This is a genomic window from Mycobacterium sp. TH-M11 (assembly GCF_057473725.1).
In genome coordinates, this window is record NZ_JBYCLD010000256.1 from 1 (window position 1) to 7,775 (window position 7,775).

Consider the following 7,775-nt stretch of genomic DNA (forward strand, 5'->3'; position numbering starts at 1 on the left):
GGCTTGGCGCCCTTCCACAGCGTGAAGTCGCGCTGATCGCGCTTACCAGTCGCCGCGCCCTCGCCCTGGTGAACGTCGTCGACCCGGTGCCCGGACAGTCGGCCGTAGTCGGGGTAACTCAGCACATCGAAATAGACGTCGCCGCAACCCCGGTAGGCGTTGCCGGAGTCGATCAGTCGCTCGATCAGCTCGACCATCTGCGTGATGTGGCCGGTGGCACGCGGTTCGACCGACGGCGGTAGGACGCCGAGTGCGTCGTACGCTGCGGCGAACGCCCGCTCGTAGGTCGCCGCCCACTCCCACCACGGACGGCCCGCCGCGGCGGCCTTGTGCAAGATTTTGTCGTCGATATCGGTGACGTTGCGAACGAATGCGACGTCGCAGCCGCGCGCCGTCAGCCAGCGGCGCAGGATGTCGAACGCGACGCCGCTGCGCACGTGGCCGATGTGCGGGAGCCCTTGCACGGTAGCGCCGCAGAGGTAGACGGAAACGTGACCGGACCGCAGCGGCACAAAATCACGGACGGCACCCGTTGCCGTGTCGTGTAGCCGCAGGCCGGCGCAATCGGTCACGACGTGCCAGCTTACCGGGCCGGATGAGACATCGACGACCACCGCGGTCGCCTCGGATCAAATCTGGGTACAAACCGCGCTGGATGTCCGTCACCGGCGAAATCGATCTCCCACGCTGCACACCGTCAACTGGCGACCAGCAAAGCCGTCGCGATTGCCGCGCGACCCTCCCCGCGTCCGGTCAGACCCAATCCGTCGGTGGTGGTGGCTGAGACCGACACCGGCGCGCCCAGCACGTCCGACAGCGCCGTCTGCGCCTCGGCCCGGCGCGGTCCGACCCTGGGCCGGTTCGCGACGACCTGGACTGCCGCGTTACCGACCGCAAAGCCGTGCTCGGTAAGCAGTTCGGCGACGTGGCGCAGCATCGTCATACCGGTAACACCGGCCCAATGCGGGTCGTCGACGCCGAACACCTCGCCGATGTCACCGAGGCCGGCCGCCGACAGCAGCGCATCGCACAGTGCGTGTACGGCCACGTCGCCGTCGGAGTGCCCGGCACAGCCGTCGACGTCGGAAAACAGCAGACCCAGCAGCCAGCACGGTCTTCCGGCCTCGATGACGTGGACGTCGGTGCCCAGGCCGATCCGGACGTTCACTGGCTCACGATCGCTTGTGCGAGCAGCAGGTCCAGCCGCGTGGTGATCTTGAAGGCGAGCGGGTCGCCGGCGACGACCTGAACCCGGGCTCCGACATGCTCGACCAGGGACGCGTCGTCGGTGAACTCGGCCGTGCCGGCCTGCCGATAGGCCCGCAGCAACAGCTCGGTGGTGAAGCCCTGCGGCGTCTGCACGGCGCGCAGACCGGCGCGCTCGGGTGTTGCCAGCACCGCGCCGTCGGCGTCGACGGCTTTGATGGTGTCCGCCAGTGGCAGCACGGGCACGACGGCCGAATGCCCGGCCCGCAGCGCTTGCACGACCCGTATCACCAGCTCGGGCGGTGTCAGGGCGCGGGCGGCGTCGTGCACCAGAACGAAATCTGGTTCCCCGGCGCCGACGGCGGCCAGTGCCCGGCTGACCGATTCGCCGCGGTTCATTCCGCCGGCGACGACGGTCGCGTCCCGGCCGAGGATCAGCTTTGCCCGGTCGGTGCGGTCAGCGGGCACAGCCACCACCACGCGGTCGACCACACCCGAGGACAACAGACCGTCGACAGCCCGCTCGACCAGGGTTTTGCCGTCGAGCTGATAGAACGCTTTGGGCACACCGGCACCCAGGCGCTCGCCGGAACCAGCGGCCGGAACTACAGCGACCGTGCCGGTCAATACGGTTCCTCGAACGTCAGAAAGTCGTCACGAAATCAAGAAGCGGCGGCCAGCGCCTCGTCCAGAATGTCCGACGCCCTGGCGTCGTCCGTGCTTTCGGCCAGCGCTAATTCACCCACCAGGATCTGGCGGGCCTTGGCCAGCATGCGCTTTTCGCCGGCGGACAGGCCGCGCTCCTGGTCGCGGCGCCACAGGTCGCGAACAACCTCAGCAACCTTGTTGACGTCGCCGGAGGCAAGCTTTTCCAAATTGGCCTTGTAGCGGCGGGACCAGTTGGTCGGCTCTTCGGTGTGCGGCGCGCGCAGCACCTGGAACACCTTGTCGAGGCCTTCTTGTCCAACCACATCGCGGACGCCGACATATTCGGCATTGTCAGCAGGTACTCGAACTGTCAGGTCGCCCTGCGCCACCTTCAAGACGAGATATTCCTTCTGCTCCCCTTTAATGGTTCGGGTTTCGATCGCCTCGATCAACGCAGCACCGTGGTGTGGATAGACAACGGTGTCTCCGACCTCAAAATTCATCAGTTTCGAGCCCCTTTCGTCGTTCTATCATAACACGCCGCGCCGACGAGCGTAGAACAACGATGCAGGTCAGGGGCACCGCGCGCGCGCAGAGGGGCTTGACAGACCGCGAAATTCGTGCAACACGACGGCCTTTCGAGGACCTGTTCGACGCTGTGCGCAAGCCCTATCCGGCGTGCTGTTCGTCTCACGTCAGGAGCTACTGCGCTGTTCCAACCGCCAGCTTGCGCCATCGGCGCCCTCAGCTTCCACCGGCCGGACCGACCTACTACTGTGCATAGTCGAACCGCAGGTGTTCGAGGGCCCAGCAGGAGGCTTTGAGTGAATCGCTTCGACTACCGCGTCCCGAGATCTCGCGGCTCGGCACAGCTCGCCTGGCTTGCCGCAGCCGCCGCGATCGGCGCTGTCACGCTCGCTGGGTGCGGCACCGGCCAGCTCTCGCAGACCGCCATGCAGCAGTCCGCCGTCGACGGCAACGAGGCGACGGTCAAAGACGTCGCGCTGCGTAATGTGCACATCCAAGCGCTGCAGACCAGTGACTTTCTGCGCCCGGGAGCCACGGTCGACTTGGTGCTGGTCGCCGTCAACCAGTCACCGGACGTCGCCGACAAGCTCGTCGGTATAACGACCGACATCGGCAAGGTGACCGTCACCGGCGATTCGACCCTGCACGCCAACGGCGTGCTGTTCGTCGGCACGCAGAACGACCAGCCCAAGAAGGCCGACGACGACGTCGAGAACGCCGATACCGTCAAGGCCACGATCGCGTTGAGCAAGCCGATCACCAACGGGCCGAACTACAACGTCACCTTCACCTTCGAGAAGGCCGGCAGCGTCAGCGTGGCGGTACCGATTTCGGCGCCGGAAGCTCACATCCCCACCCTGCGCTGATCTGTCACACCCGCCGGATACCGTCACGGGGTGGCCAAGGCACGTTCGCAGTATCGCTGCTCGGAGTGCCGCCATGTCACGGCCAAGTGGGTCGGTCGTTGCCTGGAATGCGGCACCTGGGGCTCGGTCGACGAGGTTGCTGTCCTCAGCGCCGTACGGGGCAGCACCCGATCCGCCGTGAGCCCGTCATCGGCCGCCGTCCCGATCAGCTCGGTAGAGCCAGACGGGACCCGCCACTGCCCCACTGGAATTGACGAACTCGATCGCGTCCTGGGCGGCGGCGTCGTGCCGGGATCGGTCACGCTGCTCGCCGGTGATCCAGGCGTAGGGAAATCGACACTGCTGCTCAAGGTCGCCCATCAGTGGGCGACGTCTGGACGGCGCGCCCTGTACGTGTCCGGCGAGGAGTCGCGCGGCCAGATCCGGATGCGCGCCGACCGTACCGGCTGCAGCCACGACGAGCTCTACCTGGCCGCCGATTCGGATCTGCACGCCGTGCTCGGCCACATCGAGGCCGTCCAGCCGACGCTGGTAGTCGTCGACTCCGTGCAGACCATGGCCAGCTCCGACAGCGACGGGGTCGCCGGGGGCGTGACGCAGGTACGCGCGGTCACCACCGCGCTGACCACTGCGGCGAAAACCACTGGTGTGCCGCTGATTCTGGTCGGCCACGTCACCAAGGACGGCGCCATCGCCGGCCCACGCTCGCTCGAGCATCTAGTCGACGTGGTGCTGCATTTCGAAGGCGATCGCAATTCGGTGCTGCGGATGGTGCGGGGGGTGAAGAACCGATTCGGCGCCGCGGACGAAGTCGGCTGTTTTCTGTTGCAAGACAATGGAATCGAGGGCATCACCGATCCGTCTGGGCTCTTCCTGGATCAGCGGCCACAGCCGGTCGCCGGTACCGCGATCACGGTGACCCTCGACGGCAAGCGACCGTTGGTCGGCGAGATCCAGGCGCTGCTGGCGACGCCGTCGGGCGGCTCACCGCGCCGCGCGGTCAGTGGGATCGACCACTCGCGTGCCTCGATGATCGCCGCGGTACTGGAAAAGCACGCCGGGCTCAAGATCGCCGTCAACGACATTTATCTGTCCACCGTGGGCGGTATGCGACTGACCGACCCGTCCTCGGACCTGGCGGTCGCGGTGGCCCTCGCGTCGGCCTATGCCAACCTGCCGCTGCCGGCGACCGCGGTGATGATCGGCGAAGTCGGGCTGGCCGGCGATCTGCGGCGGGTCAACGGCATGGAACGCCGACTGGCCGAAGCGGCCCGGCAGGGGTTCACCACGGCGCTGATCCCATCCGGCGCCGGCAGCGTGCCCGCGGGGCTGAAGACACTGCAGGCGCCGCACATCGGTGCTGCGTTGCAGCACGTCCTCAACATCACCGAGCGATGCGGCACTGCGCCCACACCACCACATCGATTGGACACCGCGACCCCGGAGCACAATGAGTTGTGATGACAGTCGGCAAAGCAACGAACAACGGCTCGACGCCGCAGGAGCGTCCCACCCTGCATGAGGCGGTTGCGCGCCTGGCGCCGGGTACCGCGCTACGCGACGGCCTGGAACGTATCCTGCGCGGCCGCACCGGCGCCCTGATTGTTCTCGGCTACGACGACAATGTCGAAGCCATCTGCGACGGCGGCTTCTCGCTGGATGTTCGCTACGCCCCGACCAGGCTTCGTGAGCTGTGCAAGATGGACGGCGCGGTGGTGCTGTCCACCGACGGCAGCAAGATCCTGCGGGCCAACGTGCAACTGGTTCCCGACCCGTCGATACCCACCGACGAGTCCGGCACCCGGCATCGGTCGGCGGAGCGCGCCGCAAGCCAGGTCGGCTACCCGGTGATCTCGGTCAGCCATTCCATGAGCATCGTGACCGTCTACTTCAGCGGTGAACGACACGTGCTGGCCGACTCGTCGACCATCCTGTCGCGGGCCAACCAGGCGATCGCCACGCTCGAGCGCTACAAAGCGCGCCTCGACGAGGTCAGCAGGCAGCTGTCGCGCGCCGAGATCGAGGACTTCGTGACGCTGCGCGACGTGATGACGGTGGTACAGCGGCTTGAGCTGGTCCGCCGGATCGGGGTGGAACTGGACTACGAAGTCGTCGAATTGGGCACCGATGGACGCCAGTTGCGCCTGCAGCTGGAAGAACTGCTGGGCGGCAACGATGCTTCGCGCGAACTGATAGTGCGGGACTACCACGCCAATCCCGAGCCGCTGTCCAAGGCCGAGGTCGCCACCACGCTCGACGAACTGGATGCCATGACCGACGCCGAACTGCTCGACTTCACCACCATAGCAAGGGTTTTCGGCTATCCGTCGACAGCAGAGGCGCAGGACTCGGCGGTGAGCTCACGCGGCTACCGGGCCATGTCGGAAATCCCGCGTCTCCAGTTCGCCCACGCCGACCGGTTGGTCCGCGAATTCGGATCGCTGCAGGGGCTGTTGGCCGCCAGCGCGGGCGACCTCGAAGCTGTCGAGGGAATCGGCGAGATCTGGGCTCGCCAAGTACGAGAAGGTCTGTCCCAGTTGGCCGAATCGACGATCGGAGATCCGCTCAGCTAGGCGCGGTGACGATGCCGAGCGCGGGCCGCGATGAGAAAGAGCCACGCAATCGGCTCGGCATCAGCCGCCGGGAGCGGGCACCGGCCCGGGCAACGGGCCGGGCGCCGGCGGTGGTCCGGGCAACCCGGGAGGCGGAGGCGGCGCGGCGCCGGGAGGCAGCGGCGGAGCCATGATGAACGGAACCGCAAGCGAGCGAAGGTTTCCCAACTGTACGACCAGGTTGTAGGTGCCGGGCCCGATCGCCGGCCTGGGCAGCGGGCAGTGCGGGGCCGAGCCCATCCCGGTCCAGGTGACGGCGGTGGTCACCTGCTCACCGGGGGCGAAGGTCTTGACCAGAGTCTCGTTGGACGGCGCGCAGTCCAGGTTCGACCACAACCGCTTGTTGTCCAGCGAGTAGACGTAGGCGGCCAGCACGGCGGCGCCGACATCGCGCTTGCAGGCCACCAGCCCGATGTTAGTCACGACCATGACGAACTTCGGCTGGTCGCCGATGGCGTACTGGGGCGCGTTGGTCAAGCCCTTGACGGCCAGCGTGGAGTCCGGGCAGTCGTCACCTGCATTGAGCACCGGCGGCGGCAGGACGGCCGCGGTGGGTGTCTCCGGCGGCTGACCGGCGTCTTGACCGGCCGCCGGCGCCTCGACCTGAGTTTTGACCTCAGGGTTCGCCCCCTGCGCACTTTGCGTCGGCTTCTTGGCGGCGTTCGAGGTGTTCGCACCTGCGCTTCCGCTCATCACGGCGACGACGATCGCCACAACGATGGCAACCACCACGACCGCGACGCCGATCGCCAATCCCCGGCGTCGCCAGTAGATCTCCGGCGGCAGCGGGCCTCGCGGTTCCAGATCCAGCACGTTTACACGATAAGGCCAGGTCACACCGACAGCTCCGACCCGGCCCGGCGTGTCGCCCAGTTAGCTGGCGGCGTGCTGTGCTCCCGACGCACTCCCGCCGGAGCTTCGTCGGCCAAGTTGAAGAAACTCCCATATCCAGGCTTGGCTTCAGATAAGAAGAACCCGTGAATGGATACCAGGTGCTCGCGAAAGTCGCTGCCGTTGGCCTGATGACCGGTCTCTCCGGGCTGCTGGCCAGTCAGGCTGCCCACGCTGATGACGCGCCGCTCGGTCCGCTCGCGGGCAGCGATACGGCAATCATCCTCGGCGGGACCACCGAGCCGACGCCGTCGACCGCCTTCGCGCAGACCGCCGAGAACGTGTATCTGCATGCGCTCGGCTTCGACGGCGGCGCGACCTCCTCCACGGTCTGCGACATGGTCGCGACCGACCCGTGCGCCGCGCCGCTACAGGTGTTGACCACGCCCGAACTGATCCAGCAGGGGCCCAGCAGTCTCACCGCCGCCGACGACGTCACTCTGGCCGTGCAGAACGAATTCGCCGCCAATCCAGGCGCTTTCAGCGCCACCGACCCGCTGACCATCTTCGGCTACTCCCAAAGTGCCACCGCGGAGTCGATCGCCATGACCAAGCTCGAGGCCGACGGTATCCCCAGCCAGGATCTGCACTTCGTGTTCATCGGCGACCCATCCCTCGCGGGAACCGGTTTATGGCCGAACTTGGTCACCGACATGGACGGGATCTTCGGGACCAGCCTGACGAACACGCTGCTCACCGACTTCGGCTTCGACGGCGTCCTGGGAAATGTGACGCCGGACGATCTGTACCCCACCACTGTCTACTCGCTGGCCGGCGACGGCGTTGCCAACTTCCAGCCCGACTTCACCCAGGGGGGCCTGCTGGACCCGCTGTTCAACCTGTTTTACCGGCACGTGGAGTACCTGGGATTGACGCCGACTCAAGTCGCCGACGCGACCACCACGACCGACAACTTGCTCACCGAAGTCAACATCTCCGACAACATCAACAACGTCGACGCCTGGCTCAGCTCGGTATTCGAGCACGGCGCCGCCAACAGCGGGCTGCTCGATAGCATCGTCAA

Annotated in this window: 9 protein-coding genes; 4 read left to right on the forward strand and 5 right to left on the reverse strand. The window is 66.7% G+C overall.

Annotated features, from left to right (window positions below; translation table 11 throughout):
• The 4 genes from AC2VOG_RS10525 to carD form a co-directional block, all read right to left on the reverse strand.
• The coding region (locus tag AC2VOG_RS10525) for a class I tRNA ligase family protein (RefSeq protein WP_486939837.1) at positions 1-572 on the reverse strand (572 nt) is incomplete at its 3' end.
• Between the two features lie 125 nt (positions 573-697).
• Positions 698-1,168 carry a 2-C-methyl-D-erythritol 2,4-cyclodiphosphate synthase gene (gene ispF / locus AC2VOG_RS10530; RefSeq protein WP_486939838.1) on the reverse strand — a complete coding sequence of 157 codons (471 nt, stop codon included), beginning with the start codon at positions 1,166-1,168 and terminating at the stop codon, positions 698-700.
• Complete coding sequence (gene ispD, locus AC2VOG_RS10535; RefSeq protein WP_486939839.1) at positions 1,165-1,833, reverse strand: 2-C-methyl-D-erythritol 4-phosphate cytidylyltransferase; 669 nt, start codon at positions 1,831-1,833, stop codon at positions 1,165-1,167. The genes ispF and ispD overlap by 4 nt, the downstream gene beginning before the upstream one ends.
• Positions 1,834-1,868: 35 nt before the next feature.
• Positions 1,869-2,357, reverse strand: a complete 489-nt coding sequence (gene carD, locus AC2VOG_RS10540; protein ID WP_486939840.1) for an RNA polymerase-binding transcription factor CarD — start codon at positions 2,355-2,357, stop codon at positions 1,869-1,871.
• 321 nt (positions 2,358-2,678) lie between these two features.
• Between carD and AC2VOG_RS10545 the strand changes: the two genes are divergently transcribed.
• Genes AC2VOG_RS10545 through disA form a run of 3 tightly spaced genes read left to right on the forward strand, consistent with a single transcriptional unit; the run spans position 2,679 to position 5,821 of the window.
• Positions 2,679-3,248 carry a copper chaperone PCu(A)C domain-containing protein gene (locus tag AC2VOG_RS10545; protein WP_486939841.1) on the forward strand — a complete coding sequence of 190 codons (570 nt, stop codon included), beginning with the start codon at positions 2,679-2,681 and terminating at the stop codon, positions 3,246-3,248.
• A 30-nt stretch (positions 3,249-3,278) separates the two neighbouring features.
• Positions 3,279-4,709 (forward strand): DNA repair protein RadA, encoded by a 1,431-nt coding sequence (gene radA / locus AC2VOG_RS10550; protein WP_486939842.1) that lies wholly within the window; start codon positions 3,279-3,281, stop codon positions 4,707-4,709.
• A complete protein-coding gene (disA, locus tag AC2VOG_RS10555) occupies positions 4,709-5,821 on the forward strand; it encodes a DNA integrity scanning diadenylate cyclase DisA (RefSeq protein ID WP_486939843.1) in 1,113 nt (370 codons plus the stop codon). The genes radA and disA overlap by 1 nt, the downstream gene beginning before the upstream one ends.
• Positions 5,822-5,881: 60 nt before the next feature.
• Here disA and AC2VOG_RS10560 read toward each other — a convergent pair whose 3' ends face one another.
• The gene (locus AC2VOG_RS10560; RefSeq protein WP_486939844.1) at positions 5,882-6,673 is read right to left on the reverse strand and encodes a hypothetical protein; all 792 of its coding nucleotides are present in this window, start codon (positions 6,671-6,673) and stop codon (positions 5,882-5,884) included.
• A gap of 164 nt (positions 6,674-6,837) precedes the next feature.
• On the opposite strand from AC2VOG_RS10560, the gene AC2VOG_RS10565 reads away from it, so the two are divergent.
• Positions 6,838-7,775: PE-PPE domain-containing protein (locus AC2VOG_RS10565; protein ID WP_486939845.1), on the forward strand; the 938-nt coding region annotated here is incomplete at its 3' end.